The organism is Dokdonella sp. (genome assembly GCF_035703485.1).
GTDB lineage: Bacteria > Pseudomonadota > Gammaproteobacteria > Xanthomonadales > Rhodanobacteraceae > Dokdonella.
The window spans coordinates 1-22,180 of sequence record NZ_DASSYD010000139.1; the positions used below are offsets into that span (position 1 = coordinate 1).

At 60.4% G+C, this 22,180-nt stretch carries 20 protein-coding genes; 9 read left to right on the forward strand and 11 right to left on the reverse strand.

Going from position 1 to position 22,180, the window contains the following annotated elements; translation table 11 throughout:
- The 5 genes from VFN25_RS10795 to VFN25_RS10815 all read left to right on the forward strand — a co-directional run.
- The coding region (locus tag VFN25_RS10795; protein ID WP_325141733.1) for a pyridoxal-dependent decarboxylase at positions 1-1,434 on the forward strand (1,434 nt) is incomplete at its 5' end.
- An 87-nt stretch (positions 1,435-1,521) separates the two neighbouring features.
- Positions 1,522-2,103 (forward strand): ECF-type sigma factor, encoded by a 582-nt coding sequence (locus VFN25_RS10800; RefSeq protein WP_325141735.1) that lies wholly within the window; start codon positions 1,522-1,524, stop codon positions 2,101-2,103.
- A complete protein-coding gene (locus VFN25_RS10805) occupies positions 2,100-4,790 on the forward strand; it encodes a serine/threonine-protein kinase (RefSeq protein WP_325141737.1) in 2,691 nt (896 codons plus the stop codon). Before VFN25_RS10800 ends, VFN25_RS10805 begins: the two co-directional genes overlap by 4 nt.
- 148 nt (positions 4,791-4,938) lie before the next feature.
- Entirely contained in the window at positions 4,939-5,328 is a 390-nt protein-coding gene (locus tag VFN25_RS10810) for a hypothetical protein (RefSeq protein WP_325141739.1), read from the forward strand.
- A gap of 131 nt (positions 5,329-5,459) precedes the next feature.
- Entirely contained in the window at positions 5,460-6,548 is a 1,089-nt protein-coding gene (locus tag VFN25_RS10815) for a hypothetical protein (RefSeq protein ID WP_325141741.1), read from the forward strand.
- Positions 6,549-6,838: 290 nt separating this feature from the next.
- On the opposite strand, the gene VFN25_RS10820 is transcribed toward VFN25_RS10815, so the two are convergent.
- From VFN25_RS10820 to VFN25_RS10865, 10 genes are all read right to left on the reverse strand, one after another.
- Positions 6,839-7,150 (reverse strand): high-potential iron-sulfur protein, encoded by a 312-nt coding sequence (locus tag VFN25_RS10820; RefSeq protein WP_325141743.1) that lies wholly within the window; start codon positions 7,148-7,150, stop codon positions 6,839-6,841.
- A gap of 228 nt (positions 7,151-7,378) precedes the next feature.
- On the reverse strand, positions 7,379-9,325 hold the full coding sequence (locus VFN25_RS10825) for an FAD-binding oxidoreductase (protein ID WP_325141745.1): 1,947 nt from the start codon (positions 9,323-9,325) through the stop codon (positions 7,379-7,381).
- Positions 9,322-10,764 carry a cbb3-type cytochrome c oxidase subunit I gene (locus VFN25_RS10830; protein ID WP_325141747.1) on the reverse strand — a complete coding sequence of 481 codons (1,443 nt, stop codon included), beginning with the start codon at positions 10,762-10,764 and terminating at the stop codon, positions 9,322-9,324. Before VFN25_RS10830 ends, VFN25_RS10825 begins: the two co-directional genes overlap by 4 nt.
- Entirely contained in the window at positions 10,761-11,264 is a 504-nt protein-coding gene (locus VFN25_RS10835) for a hypothetical protein (RefSeq protein WP_325141749.1), read from the reverse strand. The genes VFN25_RS10830 and VFN25_RS10835 overlap by 4 nt, the downstream gene beginning before the upstream one ends.
- A gap of 169 nt (positions 11,265-11,433) precedes the next feature.
- Positions 11,434-12,333: an SCO family protein gene (locus VFN25_RS10840; protein ID WP_325141751.1), complete on the reverse strand. Its 900-nt coding sequence runs from the start codon at positions 12,331-12,333 to the stop codon at positions 11,434-11,436.
- 5 nt (positions 12,334-12,338) lie between these two features.
- On the reverse strand, positions 12,339-13,232 hold the full coding sequence (gene cyoE, locus VFN25_RS10845; protein ID WP_325141753.1) for a heme o synthase: 894 nt from the start codon (positions 13,230-13,232) through the stop codon (positions 12,339-12,341).
- Positions 13,233-13,318: 86 nt separating this feature from the next.
- Positions 13,319-15,019 carry a cbb3-type cytochrome c oxidase subunit I gene (locus tag VFN25_RS10850; RefSeq protein ID WP_325141755.1) on the reverse strand — a complete coding sequence of 567 codons (1,701 nt, stop codon included), beginning with the start codon at positions 15,017-15,019 and terminating at the stop codon, positions 13,319-13,321.
- Positions 15,009-15,569, reverse strand: a complete 561-nt coding sequence (locus VFN25_RS10855; RefSeq protein ID WP_325141757.1) for a hypothetical protein — start codon at positions 15,567-15,569, stop codon at positions 15,009-15,011. The genes VFN25_RS10850 and VFN25_RS10855 overlap by 11 nt, the downstream gene beginning before the upstream one ends.
- A gap of 32 nt (positions 15,570-15,601) precedes the next feature.
- Positions 15,602-15,757, reverse strand: a complete 156-nt coding sequence (locus tag VFN25_RS10860) for a hypothetical protein (RefSeq protein ID WP_325141759.1) — start codon at positions 15,755-15,757, stop codon at positions 15,602-15,604.
- A gap of 393 nt (positions 15,758-16,150) precedes the next feature.
- Positions 16,151-16,795 (reverse strand): SCO family protein, encoded by a 645-nt coding sequence (locus tag VFN25_RS10865; RefSeq protein WP_325141761.1) that lies wholly within the window; start codon positions 16,793-16,795, stop codon positions 16,151-16,153.
- A 322-nt stretch (positions 16,796-17,117) separates the two neighbouring features.
- Here VFN25_RS10865 and VFN25_RS10870 point away from each other — a divergent pair, with 322 nt between their 5' ends.
- From VFN25_RS10870 to VFN25_RS10880, 3 genes are all read left to right on the forward strand, one after another.
- Complete coding sequence (locus VFN25_RS10870) at positions 17,118-17,540, forward strand: DUF420 domain-containing protein (protein ID WP_325141763.1); 423 nt, start codon at positions 17,118-17,120, stop codon at positions 17,538-17,540.
- A 290-nt stretch (positions 17,541-17,830) separates the two neighbouring features.
- Entirely contained in the window at positions 17,831-18,922 is a 1,092-nt protein-coding gene (locus VFN25_RS10875; RefSeq protein ID WP_325141765.1) for an FIST signal transduction protein, read from the forward strand.
- A 15-nt stretch (positions 18,923-18,937) separates the two neighbouring features.
- Entirely contained in the window at positions 18,938-20,752 is a 1,815-nt protein-coding gene (locus tag VFN25_RS10880) for a bifunctional diguanylate cyclase/phosphodiesterase (RefSeq protein ID WP_325141767.1), read from the forward strand.
- Between the two features lie 151 nt (positions 20,753-20,903).
- Here the strand turns inward: VFN25_RS10880 and VFN25_RS10885 are convergent, their stop codons facing one another.
- A complete protein-coding gene (locus VFN25_RS10885; protein ID WP_325141769.1) occupies positions 20,904-21,578 on the reverse strand; it encodes a DUF922 domain-containing protein in 675 nt (224 codons plus the stop codon).
- 191 nt (positions 21,579-21,769) lie between these two features.
- Here VFN25_RS10885 and VFN25_RS10890 point away from each other — a divergent pair.
- The coding region (locus VFN25_RS10890) for a GDSL-type esterase/lipase family protein (RefSeq protein WP_325141772.1) at positions 21,770-22,180 on the forward strand (411 nt) is incomplete at its 3' end.

Here is a 22,180-nt window from a genome sequence, read left to right on the forward strand (position 1 = left end):
CTTGCCCTGAAAGCCTTTCCGGTGGCCCTGCGCGCGGCTGGTGTACCCGATCTGGTCCTGCCCGAGGATGACTGGAGCGCGTTCAACCTGCATCCGCGCGCCGGCACCGTCCTCCTCGACCAATGGCAGCATTGGCTGGCCCAGCAGCCGTCCACGGCGCGCAAGCATTGGCGCCAGCGCGTGCAGACGGCGCGCATTGAACATCTCGGCATGGTCGAATTCTTTGCCCGTCATCCGACCTTGCGTGTACCGCTGGTGCTGGCCCCGGTGACCGCACACTACTCGTGGAGCAAGGGCCTCAAGTTGCTTGGTCTGGGTCGCGCACAAATGGAGCTGTTGCCGGAGAGCGGCATGCGCCTGGATACCGATGCACTTGAATCGATCCTTGAGCGCTGTCGGCGCGAGCGTCAACCGGTGCTGATGTCGGTGGCGGTGCTCGGCACCACCGAATACGGCACCTTCGATCCGGTCGATCGCATGCTCGCCGCGCGCGAGCGCGCCGCAACGGCGGGTCTTGGTCACTCGGTGCACGTCGATGCCGCCTGGGGTGGCTATCTGGCCACGGTGTTTCGCAACGAGGATGGCAGCCTGCGCAGTCGCGATGAAGTTGCAAAGGGCTACAATGCATTCCCCGCGCCGGAGGTGTATGCGGCCATCGCCGCACTCGCCGATACCGATTCGGTGACGATCGATCCGCACAAGCTCGGCTATCTGCCTTTCGGCACCGGCGCCTTCGTCTGCCGCGATCATCGCGTCAGCGCGCTGCTCGCCGAAGAGGCCGACTACGTGTTTTCCGGAGCGACAGCGAAAACCTACGTTGAGCGCTATCGCGGGCTCGGCCAGTTCGTCCCGGAAGGCTCAAAGTCGGGTGCGAATGCGGCGGCGGTTTATGTGACCCACCGCGTATTGCCGCTCGATCACCGACACTTCGGCCACCTGACCCGGCAGACCATCCTCGCCGCCGAGGCTTTTCATTTGCGTGCAACGCGGTTCGCGAAAGAGATGGGCGACTACGTGACCGCGATGGTGCCGTTTCCGCCCGACAGCAATCTAGTCTGTCTGGCGCTGAATCCGCGCGGCAACACCAGCGTCGCCGGAGCCAATGTCTTTGTGCGTCGCCTGCACGACGACATGCGCGCCGATCCGCGCCAACCGCTGCAACTGAAGCAGTTTTTTGCATCGATGACGACTTTGCGTCCCGAGGCGATCGGCGATGTCGAAATACGTCGCGTGTTCGATGCGCTGGGTCTGGACACGGCATCACTTGATGACGATGAAGGCAATGATCGCGTCGTGATCTTGCGTCACACCCTGATGAATCCGTACCTGATCGATCACGAAAACGACATCAGCTATATCGACTTGTATTTCGACTACCTGCAGGAGCGCGTGCGCCAGTTCCCCGGTCCAGGAAAACCCACCCGGACGGCTTGAAAGAGTGCACAAATTCGCTGATGCGCGCCGAATCACCGGCGGCGCACCAGCGGAGTACGGCAAGGTTCAGTGATTCAGGAGTGCCTGATGGTCACGAACGGAGAAATCACCGGGCTGCTGATTGCGGCTCGCGGCGGTGACGAGGCGGCGGCCAATCGGCTCGCCGGGCTGGTGTACGGGGAGTTGCGGTTGCTCGCGCACCATTGCAGGCGCGATCGCGGTGCTGCCGGCACGCTGTCGACTACCGCGCTTGTGCACGAAACCTATCTGCGGATGGGCGGTTTGCCGGAAGCGGACTTTGCCGACCGGGCCCACTTCTTCGCCTATGCCGCACAGGCCATGCGACGCATCCTGGTCGACCATGCGCGGCGTAGTTGCGCAGCCAAACGGGGCGGGAACGCACCTCACGTCATCTTCGACGATGTGGCGCTCTCACTGACGGTTGCCCCGGAACAAGTGGTCGCGCTAGATCAGGTGCTGACGCGCTTGCACCAGCTCGACGAGCGGCTGGCCAGTCTGGTCGAGTTGCGCGTGTTCGCCGGGCTGGACGTGTCCGAACTTGCGCAAGCGCTCGAACTGTCTGAACGCACGGTCAAGCGCGACTGGCGCAAGGCTCGGGCCCTGCTTGGCGGCTGGTTGCAGGAAACGCTACTGCAGGCATCGTCATGAGTCGGAGTTCGTTCACTGATCTTGCCAAGTTGCTGGACGAAGCATTTGACCTCACGCCCGACGCGCGCGCCGCCCTGCTTGCTCGCGTCGCCCGCGATCACCCGCAATTGCACGACGAGCTGGTCGCCGCACTGGCCGCGGATGCCTGCGAGCAACCGTTGCTCGACAAAGTCCTCGTCGAAGCGCCCGCACAGATTGCCGCGATTCCCCAGACGGGCGATCAGATCGGACCTTATCAGCTGCTCGATCGCCTTGGTCGCGGCGGCATGGGCGAGGTGTGGCTGGCCGAGCGTGTTGACGGGGAATTCAGCCAGAACGTCGCGCTGAAGTTCATCCGGCCCGGTTTCGACAACGCGTTCATCCGCGAGCGCTTTCGCCGCGAACGCCAGATTCTGGCCGGGCTTTCCCACCCGAATATCGCCCACTTGCTGGACGGTGGCGTGTCGCGCAGTGGCCAGCCGTGGTTCGCACTCGAATATATCCGGGGAGAAATGCTGACCAGCTACGCATCGCGCCTGCCGCTGTCCGCTCGCCTGCCGTTGTTTCTGATTGTTTGTCGTGCCGTGCAGTTCGCCCATGCGCGGCTGATTATCCACCGCGACCTGAAGCCGGGAAACATACTCGTCTGCGCGGATGGCACACCGAAACTGCTCGACTTTGGTATCGCCACGGTGTTCGTCACGGATGAACAATCCGAATCGCCGAGCACGCATCCGATTGGTGTCGCCGCAACGCCCGAATACGCCGCTCCGGAGCAGCTGGCCGGCAAATCGTGTACGACCGCAACCGACGTCTACGCGCTGGGCCTGATTCTCTTTGAGCTGATCAGCGGGCAACGGGCGAGGCCGGCGTCGGATCCGCCGCCGCGTCCGTCCGCCGTGGTCCCGAATGCAGGCAGGCGACGTGGCGTGCAGGGCGATCTTGATGGCATTGTTCAGCGAGCCCTGGCGATCGATCCTGCGCATCGCTATGTCTCGGTCGAAGCGCTGGCCAACGATATCCAGAACCATCTGGACGGGTTCCCGGTCCGCGCCAGACCCGACAGCCGCATGTATCGGGCGCACAAGTTCGCGATCCGTCACTGGATGGGACTCGCCGCGACTTTGCTGTTGCTGGCGAGTCTGCTGGCCGGAATTGCCGGAACAATCTGGCAGGCGCGCCTTGCCTGGCGGCAGACCGCGAATGCAGAAGCGACCAAGCAATTCCTCGTCGAGTTGTTCGCCAGCAGCGATCCGGATCAGGAGCCGGTGCAGGATCTCAATGCCGGTGAATTGCTCGAATTCGGTCTCGCGCGAATCGAATCCTCATTGCAGGAGCAGCCGGAATCCAAGGCCGACCTCATGCACACGCTGGCCCGGGTTGCCAAGAGCCTGGGTCGATACGACAAGGCGCGCAACCTGATCGAGCAGGCGATCCTGATCCGGCGCCAGTACTACGCCGCCGATGCGCCCGAGTTGATCGAGAGTCTCGGTCTGCGCGGAGCGATCCTGATCGAACAGCGCGACTATGCGGCGGCAATTGAGCAGCTCGAGAAAGTCTGCCGGTTGAGCGCAAAGCGCTTTGGCCCGGCTTCGGCCGCCGTGGCCGAATGCCAGCACCGGCTTGGCAACGCGTTCGATCTGGATGGCCAATATGCAGCGGCATCGCGCGCGTTGGAGGCCGCACTGACCTTCCAGCGGGCACACCCTGATGGTTCCTCGCTGGAGCTCGCCAGCACCCTGAGCGATCTGGCCGCATTGCGACACAGCCAGGGGCAGTTTGCTGTGGCTCAGGGTCTCGCACAGGAAGCAGTAGATCGTTATCGACGCGTCGATTCGCCCGCTGCCCGCAGCGGACTGGCCAATGGGCTGGTCGTGCTGTCCTATGCCCTGCGCGACCAGGGCCAACTCGCTCGGGCCGAGTCGAACATCCGCGAAGCGATCGCTATCGATATTGCCCGTTTGCCAGCCAACCATCCGCTGACCCTGATCGCACGCAGCGAGCTGGCCAATGTACTGACGATGCAAGCACGATTCGGCCTGGCGCGGGACGAGTACCTGAGCTTGCTCGATGCGCAGCGGTCGCGGCAGGGCTCGACCGATGCCATGTCGATCGCGGCCAACCTGAACAATCTTGGTGCACTGGAACGGGATCAGCAAAACTATGTCGAAGCTGCAGCGAGATTTCGACAAGCGATCGAGCTCTACGTTGAAATGGTCGGTAGTGCGCACCCCTACGTGGCGATGGCCAGTGCGAGCCTGGCCCGCGTGCTGATCCGGCAGGGCGACTTCGACGAGGCAGCGGGTCTGATCAAGGCAGCGCTGGCCAATTATCGTGCCGCTGACATGTTGGCAAGTCCGGTAGCCGGCGTCGCCATGCTGGGCCAGGCCGAACTACAACTAGCACGTCGACAAGCCGATGCCGCGCGCGACTGGGCGCAACAGACCCTGGATCTCTGGTTGCCGGCATTTGGCGCGGATGATTGGCGGGTGGGTCGCGCCGAGTTGGTACTTGCACAAGCGCTGATCGACTTGGGTCAGTCCGAGGCGGCAATGCGCCACCTGCGTGGCGCCGTGCACGCGCTGGAAACGCAAGCGTTCGATCGTGAGGGCTGTACCGCGCAGGCGCGTCTTTTGCTCAGCAAGCTTGAGGGCGAAACGGCGAATGACACGTCGGCGAGCCAATCTGTCAGACACCCAGCACAATGATTTTCACGTTGATCCGTCGTGCCGGGCGCTGAAGGATCCGACAGGTCGCGTAGCGGATGAAACTCGATGGCCCGCTTTTCCGCTCCTTTGCGTTTGTGCTGGATGCAACTGGTTCTTTTGCCCATCCACGCAAATGACGAGGTCCGACATGAAGAGTATTGCGAAAACGAAATCGACATTTATCCATGGCGCAATCGTCTGCGCGTCACTGGCGTTTTTCGGTCTATCTGGTGCGAATGCCCAGCAGCCGGACTCCGCGACATCACCTGCCGCCACGACAGTGTGCACGCCGGTCAACGCGGGCGTGTTCGATACGCGCATCCATGTCCGCTGCAGTACGGCGGTGTCAGGAATAATCTATTTTGCTGCGCCGACGTCGAACAACAACCGCGCCGCACGCCTGCTCGCCATCCTGACCACAGCCGTCGCCTCTTCGCACAATCTGGTCATTTACTACGATCCGGCGGATACCAGCGGTACCTCGATTGGCTGTAATGCATCCGATTGCCGGTTGATCCAGTCGGTCGAGCTTCTCTAGTCGACAGGCGTCGCTTGCCCCGATTTGATCGCGACGCCTTCGAGACATTGGTCGCTGCCGTGACCGTTCGAATTTATGACAGGCCAGACTTGCACCTTGCGAGTCTGTTCAAGGCATCCGAGGTGAACACGATGAAGATCGCTCTGGCGGGATTGATATTGATTGCCGCACTTGCTGCATCCCCTGCACAGGCCGGCCTGTACTGGAACGCCGGGGTGCGCACCACACCGGTATCCGTGTGTTTTGTCGGCGATGCGCTCAGTGCACGCCCGGATCGCGTTCTCCAGATCCTCGACTATATGCACGACTTCGAACTTGCCGCAAACGTCCGCTTCACCTACCTCGGAACCTGTCCCGCGTCGGTACCTCTGCCGAATGGCAACGACTTTTTTTCCGGCGATATCCGCATGGTGATCCCCGCCATCAACGTCAGTGGCACGGGCATGGTGCCGGGCAATGGTTGTCCGATGTTTGGTGGAGCAGGAGGCTACAACGGCGGCAACAATGGCTGGGGCAGCTGGTCGAACGCTCCGGACGATCTCGGCGTGAATCGTGCCTGCCTGTACAACCTCAAGCTTGGCGACGACCCGTGGAACGCGACGCCTTACCGCAACCATACCCTGCATGAGGTTGGCCACGCGCTCGGCCTCTATCACGAGCACCGGCGTGCCGATGCAACTTGCTACGGTGCCGAGCCACGCAACATTTCCAACGGTTACCTGACCGGCTATGACATCAATTCGGTGATGGGCTACTACTATCCCGGCTGTGGTGCGCTCGGCAATTACGCCTACACCGGTCTGTCCAGCCGGGACAAGCTGTCGATCCGCATTCTCTATCCGGAGAACGGGCGGCCGGCGCAGATTGTCGGCAGGACCACGATACAGGCCGGTCGGTCGGTCAGCCTGATGTTCGGCTGGAGGGCGGAAGGTGCCTACATGCCGTTCGTTGCCAACAGTGTGACCTGGCGAATCAATGGGTCGGTATCCTCGACGGCGGTCGATTTCGCCCATGCGTTCCCTGTCGCCGGTGACTACACGGTCAGTCTCAGCGTGGTCGACTTTCTCGGCCGCACGCACAATGGCAGCACGATCGTGCATGTGCTGGCTCCGACGGAATTCGAAGGCCTGATTGCATCAATCACGGCGATCAACAGGACGCTCCTGCTCGGAACGGAGTTTTCGATCTTCTATGACGGTTTCGGCAAAAACGGCGAATAGGCGCAGCGCCGACCTGGCTGGCGGAAAGTTGAAAGTCGCGAAGCGGCGCGGGAATCGGATCGGCCAGAACCAGTATCGAGCTGGCCAGCAGGATCAGCGTTGCCTTGAAAGCCGGAAGCTGACGCGCAGTGTCGGCAGCGAATCAGTCTGGCCCGTTGCGCGCTCCATGATCAGCAGTGGTAGATCCTCAACTGCCAGACACACGTGGCTCTTGATTGGTTTCAAGCACTTCGGAATCGATCGATCGAGCGGCGACCGACCGATCCCGCGAGGGTGTGGCGGTGTCCGGACTACTTCTTCAGTGCCCAGGCCGAGCACCAGCCCTTCGGTGCAACCGAGAAGCCGGGGAAGATCGTGCAGCCATTGGTGGCGGCGACATGAAACTGGCAGTTGTCGCAGAAGCGGTCCGGCTTGTGCGTGGACTGGTCCGACTTCGTTGCATCTTCGATGTAGTGCAGTGCCTTGGCTTGCGCATTGGTGACCGGCAACGGTGGCAGGGCGGCGATCGCATGTTTCGGCATCAGTGCAATTAGCGGCAGTGTGACCGCGGCGGCGGCGCTGCGAAGCAGGAAGCGACGGCGGGCTGTATCGGTAGCTTTCATGGTGATCTCCCGGTGGGCTGGCATGTCGAAATTCGTTGTTCGTTCGCTGCGAAGCTTTCGCCAAGGCACTACGGACAAGGGCCACATGCGTTGCAAAAGCTGCCAGGAATGAGATCCATGGCCGTTCATTGCGCGATGTCCTTTGGCCGCTGCGCTGAAGCTTGAAAATCTCGCAGGGTTCGAGACTTCACATTACGGCATCCGTGCAACGGGTCATCTTGATTCCGGTCAAGACGATGGCGTATTTCCGTTGCCGGGCTCACGCTCAGGCTTGCTCGCCGCCGGATTGAACGCATCCGAATAGCAGGCGTCGATGCCGAGGCCGTGGGAGAGGAAATCGGGTACCGCCGCTTCAACCATCTTCACCGATCCGCACACATAGGCCTCGTATCCGCTCAGGTCGGCGTGATCCTCAAGCATCGCCGTGTGCACGAGCCCGGTACGGCCATCCCAAACCTCGGCAGCCGCGGGATCGGAGAGCACCGGCACGATACGGAAATTGGAATGCTCGCGGGCCCAGGTTTCGGCCAGTTCGAGCATGTACAAGTCAGCGACGTCGCTGACCCCCCAATAGAGTTCCATCGGCCGCTGCACGCCACGATGGAAGGCATCCTCGACAATGCTCTTGATCGGCGCGAAGCCGGTCGCACCGGCAACCATCAGCATCGGCCGGGTTCCGGCGCGCAATGTGAATTGGCCAAGCGGCCCCTCGAAATCGAGCGTATCGCCGACCTTCATCTGTTCGAACACGTGAGTGGTGAAGCGGCCGCCCGGGATCAGCCGCACATGCAGCTCGATCAGGGCGTTGTCGTGCGGTGGGTTGGCGAATGAAAAGGCGCGGCGCTCGCCGTTGTCGAGCAGGATATTGATGTATTGCCCGGCAACGAAATCGATACGCTGACTGCCCGGCAGCGAGACGTACACGCGCATCACGGTGTCGCTGAGGCGCTCCATCTGCTCGACCCGGCTCTGGTAGTGCTTGATTCCCGAAGGAATGCCCGAGCGCAGGTTGTCGACCGGCACTTCGAATTCAAGATCTTCCAGTGGTACCGCGCAACACATCAGGGCCTTGCCCTCGGCACGCATTTGCTCGGTCAGCGTGTTCGGCTGGTACGGGCCGTGATCAAACCGGCCGTTGAGGATTGTGCAGATACACACGCCGCAGCCCCCGTTTCGGCATTCATAAGGTAGCGTGAGGCCGGCGCGCAGACCGGCTTCGAGCAGGGTTTCACCATCCCGCGCACTGACATGCTCCGGGCCCGGATGGACGGCCATCTGATAAATGCTCTGCGCGCCTGCCGCGCGCTTTCGGCGGCGCAACCAGGGCATCAGCACAAGCACGGCGGTGCCGATTACGACCAGCGCCCAGACCGCACCGAGCGACCAGTGATTGATCAGCGGGTAGACCGGTAGAAAGAACCAATCCAGGTTGACCGAGACGACTTCGTTGGCGAGGTCGGCCGCACCACCCTGGCTATGCACGGGAACCAGCAGCGACATCACCAGCAAGGTAACCAGCAGGCCGATCGTGATCGGCCGCGGTGGCTGGGTGCTGGCTTTGGGCACGCGCTGGATATGCACCCACATCATCAGCAAACACAGCAGCGGCACGCCGATATGGATGAAGGCGAGCAGCGAGAACAGCCGATCGTTGACGCTGGACGGATCCATGAAATTGCGAATCAGGGTGCCGCCGAATCCGGGCAGCCAGTCCAGCCACTCGAAACTGGTGACGACGACGAACTGGGCAAGCTTGTCCCACGGCAACATGTAGCCATTGATGCCGGAGATATAGACCAGCCAGATCAGGGCAACGCCGGTCAGCCATGAAAATGTGCGAAACCCATGCATGCGATCGAAGGCGAAGTGACGCAGCATGTGCAGCAGCATGATCAGGACCAGGGCATCGGATGCATAGCGGTGCGCGCTGCGCAGGATGCCGCCGAAATACCATTGGTCATGGGTCAGCGCCTGCACCGAGCCATAGGCGCCGACGACGCTGGTATCGAAGATCGCGTACAGATACAGGCCGCTGCCAGCGACGATCCAGAACAGGAAAAAGGCGATCGAGCCAAGATGGTAGAACGGATTCAGGCGATCGCCAAAGGCCCGGTTGAACAAGGCCTCGACGAGCATGAATGCGCGCTGCAGTCCGTTCTGCAAATGTCCAATCATGACGGGCTCCTCGCCGAATCATCTGTGTGTGGGCTACCGCGCAATGATTTCCAGACCACGATCACGAACATCAATCCGCCAATGATGGCGATCAGTCCGCCAAGCCCCATCAAGCCCATGCCGGCAATTTCGGCCCTGCTGTGCAGGACTTGTTCGACGCCTGCCACCTTGCGCTGCACGCCATAGCCACCCGACCAGACCAGGCCGATGATGTGCATCAACTGGCCGCTGCCGTAGAGGATCGGTTGCCAGCGCGCCAGGCGTCCCTGCGGCGTCTGATAGCCGAGCTTCGGCAGCAGCAGATAGACCAGCCCCATCAGGGCCAGAGTCACGCCGACGATGCAGCCGTGATAGTGCGCCGGGATCTTCACGTTGCTGCCGCTGATGAACACGCCGATCACGCCACCGGCGGCGAACAGGATCATCGACGCGACCAGGGCGGAACGCAGCGCATCATGTCCGGGCTGTCTTGATCGCGTCGAGCGCAGCAAACCGACGACGACAGCCAGCCCGATCGGCACGATCGAAACACCGCCGCCCAGGCGCATGGCCCAGGTATGCAGGTCGCGGTGTTCGACACTGGCGACGTCATGCGCGAGGTAGGCGTAAGGCGCCACGAAAACACTGGCCAGCGCGAGCACTAGCAGGAGCAGGGCAATGCGCGGGCTCAACGGCAGGCGCGCGCCAACCGTGCTGGCCAGCCACAGCCAGGCGACCAGCATGAGCAGGGTCCAGGTGAACTGCAGGGCATGGCCGCCACCCCAGAAAGCAATCTCATAAAAAGCCTTGCCTTCGAGATTGGCCGGAGTCAGCGCCAGCGACGCGGCGAATGCGATCAGCGCCACCGCCGTCGAGACGACGCTGGCATTCAAGCCGAATCGGAGTACGCCGCTGCCATCGAATTCAAGGCCGAGCGCGGGTGCGGCGATCAAGCTGCGAATCACCAGCAGGGCGGCGCCGACGCCAAGGATGCCGAGGCCGGCCAGGAACACACCGCCATCGAGAACCGGAATGTAGTTGGCCATGATCGGTTCGCCGCCATCGATGAACGGGGCAAGGCCGATGAGCAAGGTGCCGGCATAGGCGAGCGCAAGCGCCAGCCAGGCCAGCGGCACGGCCCGAGGTCGGCTGCTCAGGCTCCACAACATGCCGGACAGGGCCAGAAACCAGACCAGGACTGACAGATCGACGTGGACGACAAGGGCGACGCGAAAGAAGTCGGCAACCGGCAAGATCGCGTTCACGCCGGGCGTTCGAGATGCGACCAGCAGGATGGAATAGAAGCCGGAAACAATCAGCGCGAGCAAGCCCAGCCAGAGCCAGCCGCGCACGAGGGCGCGATCGGATTGTCTGACCAGTGACAGCGTAAACGCCGACTCCGACGAGGCATTGACGCGGGCATCGAAGTCCGCCGACGTTGCTGTGGTTTCGATACTCATCGCAGTGTGATCCGGCGCTCGGCACCGTTGAAGTCGACGACCAGGATTTCGGCAGGTGCAAGATCGACATCCTCGCTGCGCGTGTAATCGAAGCCTTCGCTGCGCGCATCGTCTTTCATGCGGATCTCGATGTGATGTTTGCCCGCAGGCACTTCGAGTCGACGATAGATGACCGCGGCACCGTCGCCGGACAATCCTGATGGCGTGGCGATCTGCCGGTGGACGAGTTCGCCATCGACATCGACTTCGACGATCAGCGGCGAACGCTCACGCGGGCAATTCTTCGGCGCGCGCATGGTCGGCGGCAACTTGGCCAGTTCGGCAGGGCTCACTTCAACGCAATCACCGAGCAACCGGCTTTGATGACTGATGCTGATCTTGATCAGGGCAAGGTCCGGAGCGAGGTTCTGGTATGCCGGCCAGCGTGAAAAGATCACGATGACCAGCGCCAGCGCTGCATACAGAACACCTTGTCCAATCCAGACGCCAATCTTGTTCATGGGCTATTCCCTGGAAGCAACGCAGATCCGGTGGCGCGATCGTGATTGCCTGAAAACATGACCAGCAACTCTCTGCTGCCAGCATTGTGAAAGCGATTTCCAGCACGCGGAAGGAACCCGTCGAGAGGGCGATCAAATCGATCCCGGATGCGACGATTGGCGGGCGTCTTCATGCGCGTCGCAAACGCTTTTTGGCTCGATGTTCCCGCCACTCCCTGAGCGCCAGCCAGATCATCAGAACGATGAAGGTCGTGCCGCCGGCAATTTCGATGTAGAGGGAATAGTCGACCCGATACTCGCCGGTTTCCGGATCGTAGACCGAGCACAGGATGCGCACCTTGGTCAGCATGTCGGCCAGCGACGTGCGGTGACTGACCAGCGCGCCGCCGAGCAAACGCTTCAGCGGTTCGCCAAGCGATTCGGGTCCGAAGGCATCGCCGAATACCTGCTGCACGATGCGACCAGAGGCGTCGATTACGCTGACCTGCAGGGTGTGGTCGTAGCCGATTGGCGTGGCCATGAAGCTGAAACCAAAGCTGCGTGAAATGGCCGCGACATCGGCCTTGGCCGGACTCAGAAAAACCCAGTTGGCATCCTTGATCGACTGCCTGGCGGCAAACTCGCGCAGCGCCATCGGCGAGTCGGTCGGCTGGTCAAAACCGATGCTGACCACGTTGAACTGGTCGTCACCGAAGCGGCCACGCATGGCGTTGACGGCCTTGCGCAGGGCTCGCGAACTGTTCGGGCAGATCCGGTAGCAACCGGTGTAGATAAAGTTGACCAGCAAGGGTTTGCCGCGGAATTTCGACAGCGCAACCGGTTCGCCGTTCTGGTCACGCATCGTGTAGTCGCCGGGCTGCTGGCCGATCACGGCCAGGCTGTCACGCAAGGCGGCTTCCTGATCGAGGCCGCGAAGCTTGAGCGCTGGCCGCGTGTCGACGACGACTGGAGCGACGCGGTTGCTGTTGTCCGCCACCGGCGCTGGTGGCTGCGCCCACACGATGCCGCTGCCAAGCGCAAAAAGGACGATAGCGAGGAGGGTCGACAGATTGAATCGGTTTGCAGACATGACCACTATCGAAGCATGGCGTCCACGCAGGCAGCCACGAGCACGGCATTGAGCTGAACCAGCGAGGCGAGAAAGCTTGCGATGGCCGTCTTGCGCGTCTGTACCTGGGCCAGCTGCCAGGATTTGTAGACAAACCAGCCTCCGCCAAGCAGCGCGCCGATCAGATAGACCGGGCCGGCACCAAACCAGAACGGAGCCAGCGAGGCCAGCGCCAGGGCGAGGGTGCTGACGAAGACAAGCTTCGCCGCGCGTCGTGATCCGACGACCACCGGCAGCATAGGAATGCCAGCAGCGGCATAGTCTTCGCGACCGGCGATGGCTAGGCTCCAGAAATGCGGTGGCGTCCACAGGAACAGAATGAAGGCGAACAACCACGGTAGCGGTCCGAACTGCGGGTCTGCCGCTGCGGCACCGGCAAGCACGGCGAAGCTGCCGGACAGTCCGCCGATGACGATGTTCATCCAGCTGCGCCGCTTCAGCCACACCGTGTAGACAATGGCGTAGAAGAATGCGCCGAGGAAAACAAAGATCGCAGCCTGGGCATTGACGACCTGCCAGGCAAGGCCGACCGCGCCGAGCAGCATGGTGGAAAACAACAATAGCCAGGCCGGGTGATGCGGCAGTGCACCGGTCACGAACGGACGCTTGCGGGTGCGCGCCATGAACTGGTCGCTGCGATGCTCGTGGTAGTGGTTGAAAGCGCCGGCCGCGGCCGCGGAGACGAGCGTGGCCAGGGCCAGTACGATGACTTGAAAGGCGCTGGCATGTCCGGGGGTGACCACATAGCCGACCACGGCGGTGACCATGATCAGAAAGCCGATACGCAGCTTGAACAAACTCAGCACATCGCGCGCGATTCGTGCAGTGGAACGATCGGTATTGACTACGACGGTGTTCATGACAGGCAACCTCGCTGATATCGGTCAATGGCTGGGACCGCCAGCCCGGATCAGCTGATCCGGGCTGGCAGCAAGGCGGGATCGACTCAACTGAGTCCCCACAAGGTCGACAGATACTTCCAGTTGATGAAGTAGTAGAGGACGAACGAAGCGAGGAAGATCATGGCCAGCACGAAGGTGCCCGGCGCGGCGAAGCCGAGAGAGCCATAAGTCTGTGCCGCAGCCGAGGGTGCGCCGACTGGAATCGGTGTCGGCTCCGAGCTGATCCTGGTCTGCACGACGCGCTTGCCCCAGAGCAGCGAGCCGACCGTCAGGTAGATGAAGATCGCGCCACCGACGATGGCGGCGATGCCGGCGATGCCGACCAGGCCCATCATCAGATAGGCGGCACCGGGCCACTCATAGGCCAGTGCCGCGCCACTGAAGGCCATGTCCCAATGCCGTCGTGATACGCCGAGCGTACCGGCGCCCATCATGACCAGACAGAAGAAATACATCGAGAAGCCGAACAGGTAAGGCTGCCATTTGGCCAGCACCGGATTGATGATCTCGCGCTTGAACAGCGTCGGGATCAGAAAGTAGGTCAGGGCCATGAACGACAGCGTCGTGCCGACCACGACGGTGGCATGGAAATGCCCGGGCACATAGATCGTGTTGTGGATGATCATGTTGAGTTGCTCGGTGCCCATCATCACGCCCGAAATGCCGCCGAGGAAGCCGAAGCCGATGATCGAGATGAATACACCGGAGAACGACGGATTGCTCCACGGCGCCTTGCGCAACCACTCGAACAGCCCCTTGTTGTAGCCCTTGGCACGCTGCGCCACTTCCATTGCGCCGGGAATGGTCAGGCCATGGATCATCGAGGCGAGCACGGCGAAGTACATGAAATAGCTGGTGTTGAGCACCTTCCACTCCGTGCTCATGCCGGGATCGGACAGGATGTGATGCGCGCTGGCCAGTTGCAGAAACACGATGTAGAGCAGGAAGGCGCCACGACTGACCCGCTCGGACATCGGCTTGGCACCAAACACGACCGCCGCGACGAAATACCAGATCGAGATATGCGCGGCGACGTTGATCTGCTGTGAGGAATGGCCGAATGCCCACCAGATCACGCGATAGATCAACGGATCGACATGCTCGATCCAGCCCATCGACAGCATCCAGGTCGGAATCAGGATGATCGCGCCCGATGCAATCGTGAACACGGCGATGATTGCCGCGGTGATCGCACCGAAGGTGACCAGCGGAACCGAGCCATGGTAGGTCTTGTCACGCTTGGCCACGACCAGGGTGCCGAAAAACACGAAGCATCCCAAAAGGGCGCCGACCGCGAACAGGATCAAGCCCAGATAGAACGACGGCGCCGCCATCATCGGTACATATGAGGTCATCATCACGCTGGAGCCGCCCTGGTAGACGGCGACGTTGTTCATGACCGAACCGACGATCATCAAGGCGAACGCCAGCCATGCCACTTTTGGCGCGGCGATGCGACAGCGCAACAAGGTCGATGCACAGAAATACAGCAGGGCGATCTCGAAGAAAATCATCCAGAAGACCAGCATGTCGAGACCGTGCGCGGTCAATACCTGATAGAACGTGGCTGCTTCGAGCCAGTGAATGGTCGGCCATCTTGTCAGCACGACGCCGATCGCGAGGATGCCGCCGATCAGCAGAAAGACAACGCCCGCAACGGCGTTTGCAATGACCAGCTTTTCCGCCTGGGACTCGAATTGCAGTCCGGAGCGCGGGCAGGTCCGGTAGGTCGTGTTATGGGACATTGCCGGTCTCCCCCTTGATGTAGATGCGTCCGACCATGCTGTGATGGCCGATGCCGCAGAATTCGTTGCACACCACCGAGTAGGTTCCACTCTGATTTGGCGTGACCGTCACCACATGCTCGTAACCTGGTACGACCTGGATGTTGATGTTGGCCGGTTGCAGGGAAAAGCCGTGGTTGTAGTCCATCGAGCTCAGATGCAGACGGTAGGTCTGGCCTTCCTGCAGTTCGAGGATCGGCCAGAAATTCCACAGGCGCGCGAGCATGAACACATCGCTGCCTGGCGGCGGTGCCACGACCGGAGTTTCAAACTCGGTTTCAGTACGGATTGTGTATTTGTCGACCATGGCCTGGGTCTTGGTCGCAAACAGTTCCGATGTGGTCTTGTAAGTTTCGGTGGAGAGGTTTTGCTTACCGTAGATGTGCCAGTAGATCATCATGAAAAACATGATCATGCACCAGACAAAGGCAATGGCGATCCAGGTACCTTCGACACGATCCAGTGGATGTTTCCACCAGAGTCGCTCGGTAGGAGGTAAAATTGCACTCATGATTTTTCCCCGGGTTGATGCAACGTTCGCGCCTACTTGGCGATCGGAATGGTCAGGATGTCGATGACGCCCCAGAGGATGTAGACCACCATCGGAACCATCACCCCGATGAACAGGAGCAGGAACGGGTTATCGAGCAATTTCTGCATCATCGGAATCTTTTCGTCTTGTGACTCTGTGTTTTCCATCGACTTCACCGTCTCGTTGTCTGGCCAATTGCGGAACTGGCCGGCCAGCCATAGTTGCGACCGTTCACAATTCCTATCCATGACCTAGGTCAAGCCGACGACGAAAAGCGCATGTTCGGGGATGACAGGCGTGGCGCATTCAAGAATCGTGTTGCCGCAAGGTTCCTGCGCTGAAGTCCCGGTTTGATCACAATGACGGTCAGCGGATGGATGCGGTCGCGAACGTGGGGCGCAAACCGGGAGCGCCTGCCGATTCGCACACGTCATGCACACGCATTGATGGCGTTGATCCAGGTCACGCCCGGAATCTGCACCTTGCGGTGCGGTGGCTCAGCGCAGCGCTGACTGCCGATCCTGGGTGGAAGACAGGATCGAGCCGGCCGCAACCGGTGGTCAGTTGGCGAGAAATTTCCTCAGTGCGTTGAACTGACCCAGCATCACGCGTGGCTGATGTGCGCCGGTCAGGGCGGCCACGCCGCGGCCCTCTGGATCGACGACGATGACCGAAGTCGTGTGCTCCATGCTGCGCACACCATTCGGATCGATATGCTCGGCGTAAATGATGCCGAGCGAGTCGGCCAGACGCGCAAGCTGGTCTGGTTCACCGGTCAATCCGATCAGGTTCTTGTCGAAGAATGCCAGATAGCCGGTGATCCGCTCTGCCGTGTCGTTCTCTGGATCGACACTGACAAAGATCATTTGCGGGATATCGGCGGTTTGGCCGGCTTCGACCATCAGCTTGCGCATCCTGCTCAGTGATTGCAGGGTGGTCGGACAAATGTCAGGACATTGCAGGTAGCCGAAGTAGAGCAGGTTCCAGTGACCCTTCAATTCGCTTTTGCCGAACGCCTGGCCGTCCTGTTCGAGCAGCTTGAAATCGGCGACATCACGCGCACCGGGCCAGAGGATGGCCTGCACCTCAGGCGTTGCCGAAGCCCAGTCTGGCGCGGAGGAATGCCTCGCCACAAACAGGGTGGCAATGGCTGCAAGCAGCACCAGTGATACCAGCAGGATAATCCGTGAAGCAGTCAGTTTCATGATTCAACACGTCAAGTCAGCGCTGTGCCAGCAAGAGTTTTGCAATCCCGTCGAAATGCCGCCTGCGGATGCATGGATCACAAGACGGTCCGGATTCGCCAGCTGACAATCCGCATCGACTTCCTGCAGTTGCGAAAGTTCGGAACGCGAGCGCCAGCGAGATCCATGCTCTGCAGCGCAGATATTCGTGACCGACTCTATGCGACTCAGCCATCGAGGCACTTGATCTTGATCATGCCGGGTGAGGATTTGACGTCGATCAAGGCTGCCCGGTGCCGTCCATGCGACCGTAGCCCATCCTGAACCCGACTATCCCGCCGCGATGGATCTTCCGAACCTGCTGCCCCATGTCAATGCGACACTCAACGCCACGGCGATGGTCCTGCTGGTGTATGCGCGAATAATGATTGCGCAGAAGCGCATCGAGCGACACAAGCGCACGATGCTCGCCGCGCTCGCGGTATCGACCCTGTTTCTGATCACCTACATCATCTATCACCATGTCGCACCGATCTTCGTGTTTCGCGGCTATGGCTGGATTCGCCCGGTCTACTACTTCCTGCTGATCAGCCACGTCATCCTCGCCGCAGTGGCGATCCCGATGATCCTGGTCACGGCCTGGCTTGGGCTGCGGCGACGTGATTCCCGCCATCGCGCCATAGCGCGCTGGACCTGGCCGGTGTGGATGTACGTATCGGTATCCGGTGTCGTCGTCTACTTGCTGCTCTACCAGATCTATCGATAGAAGGCAGGAAGGCGTTCTGCACAGCAAACCGGTGGGTTCAGGTGACTTTTCAGACACGGACTCGTTTCCGCCCTGGCGATCCGAAATTCCTGCGTTGAACCGAGCGGAATCTGATAGCGTTCGACTCCAGAGCCGGGGGAGTGGCTCACAAAGCAACACTTTATATACAGTGCGCATATCCGGCTGTCATGTACTCTCGATCCCGGTAAGATCATCTCAACAACTCGCAGGGAGCCAGAATGAATCCCGGGACGCAAGCCGTCTTCTTCGAAGACGTCAGCATAGATGCAATGCGATCAGCAATCGATCAGCTGCGCAACACCGGTGCGCGCAGCCTGATGATCCTCGCCTGCGAGGATGACCGTTGGCCGGTAGAGAAGCTGGGGCGCTTGTTGCAGTCACTGGATGTCCCGGTTTTCGGGGGCATATTTCCGAGCATCATCCATCGTTCTCAACTGCATCGAAACGGTACGATCCTGGTTGGGTTTCCAGTGTCCCTGGAAGTCGCTGTGGTCTCCCGCCTGCGCGATCAGGCCGGCATTGACCCGCAGGTCCGGCGGCTCTCATCGACGCTTGCGGATTGCCGCTCCCTGTTCGCCTTCGTTGATGGCTTGTCGGTCAATCTGGAAACCTTTGTCGAGTCCCTGTTCGGCGTCGTCGGTGTGCGTGCGTCGGTGATCGGCGGGGGTGCCGGTCATCTCGACCTGATCCAGCGCCCCTGCCTGCTTGGCAATCAGGGCGTACTCGTTGACAGTGCGTTGCTGGTTGCCTTGCCGATGTGTGTCGATCGAGGAATTGCCCACGGTTGGGAGTTGTTGTCCGGCCCGTTCCTGGTGACCCGGTCACACGGCAATGTGCTGGAGGAGCTCAACTACCGTCCGGCATTCGAGGTCTACCGCAGCGAAGTCGAAGCGGATTCTTCGATGCGATTTGCGGAAACGGATTTCTTCTCGATCTCGAAAACCTATCCACTCGGCATCGGCAGTGTTGATGGCGAGTTCCTCGTTCGCGATCCGATCAAGCAATCGGAAGCCGCGCTGATCTGTGTTGGCGATGTGCCGGAGAACGCAACGATCCATCTGCTCAAGGGTGATGCATCAGCACTCATTGCTGCTGCCGGCGGCGCCGCGGAAGCTGCGCTGGCAATGCGTCGATCCAGGCTCAAGGAAGATCATCTCACGCCGCGGATGGCGATGATTTTCGATTGCATCAGTCGCCGGCTATTTCTCGATGACAGATTCGCTGAAGAGCTCGGCGCGATCGACGCGGCTCTGCCAGACCTGGATTGTGTTGTCGGTGTTCTCAGCATCGGAGAAATCGCCAGTTCACGTCGGGGCATGATCGAGTTGATGAACAAGTCGATCCTGATCGGCTTGAACTGAGTCCCTGTGCCCGCCATGAAACATGCTCTCACCTACGTCTCGATCCAGCACGAACTTGGCATGGCCATTGGTGTGACCCTGCGGCTGCAGCCGATGTTGAATGCATTCGCGCAAGTGTGCCTGCGCCGACTGGGCATTTCGGCGGTCAATTTCCACTTTCTGAAAAGCGCTGAAGGTGAGCTTGTCCTGAGTGCGCAGCCCGGAGCCGCGTTCGAACACTTTCTCAGTATTCCGCACAACTCTTCTGCGCCTGAAGCGCCTGAATTTTCCTCGCCAGAGGCAGGTGTGGGCTCGTGTATTCGTCGGCAAGTGACGGATGAGTTCGGCTTGCGGCATCTTTATTCATTCGACCTCGGTGGTTTCGGCGTTCTCACCTTTCAGCGCATTGAAAATGAATTCAATTCATCCATTGTTGAATTGCTCAAGCCGTTGATAAGCCGTCTGGCCCTGAGTTGTCAGGCATCGATCGAGCATGAAAACCTGCTCCAGGCTGTCGCTGCGCGCGACGAAGCCGAAAAAACAATCGTCTTCCAGTTGCTGCACGATGATCTGACTCGACTGCCAAACCGTCGCAGTCTGTTGCGTGAGCTGGATTCGAAGCTGCAATTCGCCGAACGTGAAGCGAGCTTTGGTGCCGTGCTGTTTCTCGATCTGGATCGCTTCAAGCTTGTCAACGACACACTCGGTCACGCCGTAGGGGACCTGTTGCTGATAGCCGTAGCCGCCCAGTTGCTTGAACTGGTGGGTGCCAATGGCTTTGTCAGTCGGCTCAGCGGCGATGAGTTCATTATCCTGCTTGGAGATCTCGGTTCCGAGCTCGATCAGGTCAAGCGACGCCTGGACAGTTTGCTCGACAGGATTCGCGGTGCATTTTCCGAACCCATGGCCGCCGGTGAGCATTTGCTGCATGTCACCCCGTCGATTGGAATCGAAATCTTTCCCGATGGCGAATGCACGGCCGATCAGGTTCTTCGGCGTGCGGATTCGGCGATGTACCAGGCCAAGGCGCAAGGACTCAACAGTGCGGTCTACTACGACAGGCACCTCTCCTTCGAGCTTGATCGTCGACGCGATATCGAGAAGGAGCTGCAGCTTGCGCTGAAGGTCGGCGACCAGTTTGAGCTGCACTATCAATCCCAGCATGGATCGGCCGGTGAGTGCATCGGTGCCGAAGCCTTGCTGCGTTGGCGCAACCCGTTCCGCGATGACATCGGCCCGGCCCAGTTCGTGTCGATTGCCGAGGAATCCGGACTGATGCTGGATCTCGGCGCCTGGGTATTGCGCCGCGCCTGCCTCGATTTGCGCGAAATGACCCGAAGCGCGCTGCCATCCAGTTTTCGCCGCCTCTCGGTGAACGTCAGCGCCGTGCAATTCAATCATCGTCAGTTTGTCGAGATGCTTGTCGCAATCATTGCTGAAACCGGTGTCGATGCATCGTTGCTGATGCTCGAACTTACGGAAAGTACGCTGATCGGCAACAGCGACACGGCCATCGAGAAGATGGCTGCCCTGCGCGCGCTCGGTATCAAGGTCGCCATTGACGATTTCGGCACCGGATTTTCATCACTTTCCTATCTGAGTCGATTGCCGGTGCAGTCGATCAAGATCGACCAGACCTTTGTCCGCAATATCGACAGTGATTCAGGCAACCGTGCGATCGTCGAAACCATCGTTGCCCTGGCCCGCACTCTGGAGATCGATCTGATCGCCGAAGGGGTCGAAACCCAAGCCGAACGCGCCGTCCTTGAAAATCTCGGTTGCCCGAATTTCCAGGGATTCCTGTTCGGTCGGCCGGTACCGCTGCGTGAGTTGATTGCCGGCTATCGCTGAGCGGCTAGCAGTTAGCGGTAAGAGCAGTTCAGGGAGCTTGTGCAATATCGGAAAAGCGTGGACATCCGTGTTGGCAGACAACTGGCGGCCGCAATGCTTTTCCCGCTCACCGCTCACCGCTCACCGCTCACCGCTCACCGCTCACCGCTCATCACTGCTTGAAGAAATCGCGGATCTTTTGATCAGGCCAGCGCGATGGCTGGCGCGACTGGACTTCCGGGGTCAGGGTGGTCGCACGCGGGCTTGATGGATCGTCGCGCAGTCCGTTCCAGGTTCGAATGTCGTAGCGGGCATCTTTCCGGTTCAGGCGTTCCACGCTGGTTTGGAGTTCGAGATCCATGGCTACATCAAGACTGATGCAACTGCGTTTCGATCCAAGGGCGAGCAGATTTCTGCGCAAGCGCTGCGCTTCGGCAATGGCATGCTTTCGGTGCCCGGCTTCGTGGCGCTTGAGAACGCCCGTCGCGTGCCGCCATTGTTCGAGAACTGCTGCCGAAACCGTCGATTCGGATTGCAATTGCGGGAGGATCGTGAGGATCGTGACTTGCACCTGCAATGAACTCAGTTCGCAACGGGCGGCCAGGCGATGCTCGCTACGGTCGATCTCGAAGAGGCTGCGGGTAAAACCGTTTCCAGCGAGTTCGAGCTCGCTGGCCTGCTTGACCAGGGCAGCGTTGATTGCGCGGATGCTGGTTCCGACGACAGCATAGTGCTCGACCTTATCGACGATACGCTCGGGTGGAAACGCGTCGGAAGGTTTGCCACGGGCGGCCAGGCCAGTCGCTGGCATCATCAACAGGGCGGCGAAAATGACGATTGATAGCATGTTCAATGCAGTAGGAATTCGAGGCGATAAACTGTCGGTCTTCAGACAGACACAATGGGCTACGATGAATCGTATCATCGCGTTTGCGGAGGTCGCGCGGCTCTCCGATGTACCTGCACTGCATGCATCAGCCGGTGAAACGACCAAGGCCACGCCCGCAAGGAGATTGCGTGGGCTCAGGTAAACAAACGATGGCAGCAGCAGCAGTGGTGGCGTTCCGCTGCGTGGTCTTCTGGTTGTTTTTGCCATTCGTAGCAATCCAGGCGTTTCGCCTGCGCCGCGATGCGCCTCGGCTGCAACCGGCGGCTGGCGAATCAGCGGGTCGTATCGGATCCGGCGAGACGCTGCGTCTGCTCGCGATCGGCGATTCGATCATTGCCGGCGTCGGTGCTTCGACGCTGGGTCGCGCCCTGGTTGGCTGCACAGCGAGGGCGCTGATCGCACGCCGCGGCGGAGCGGTGGAATGGCAGGCGTACGGGACGAGCGGAGCTTCTTCGAAACGCATCATTGCCGATCTGTTGCCAAACATCAGTTCGATGCCGGCCGATGCAATTGTCGTCTCGGTCGGTGTCAATGATGTCACTGCATTGACCACGATCCGG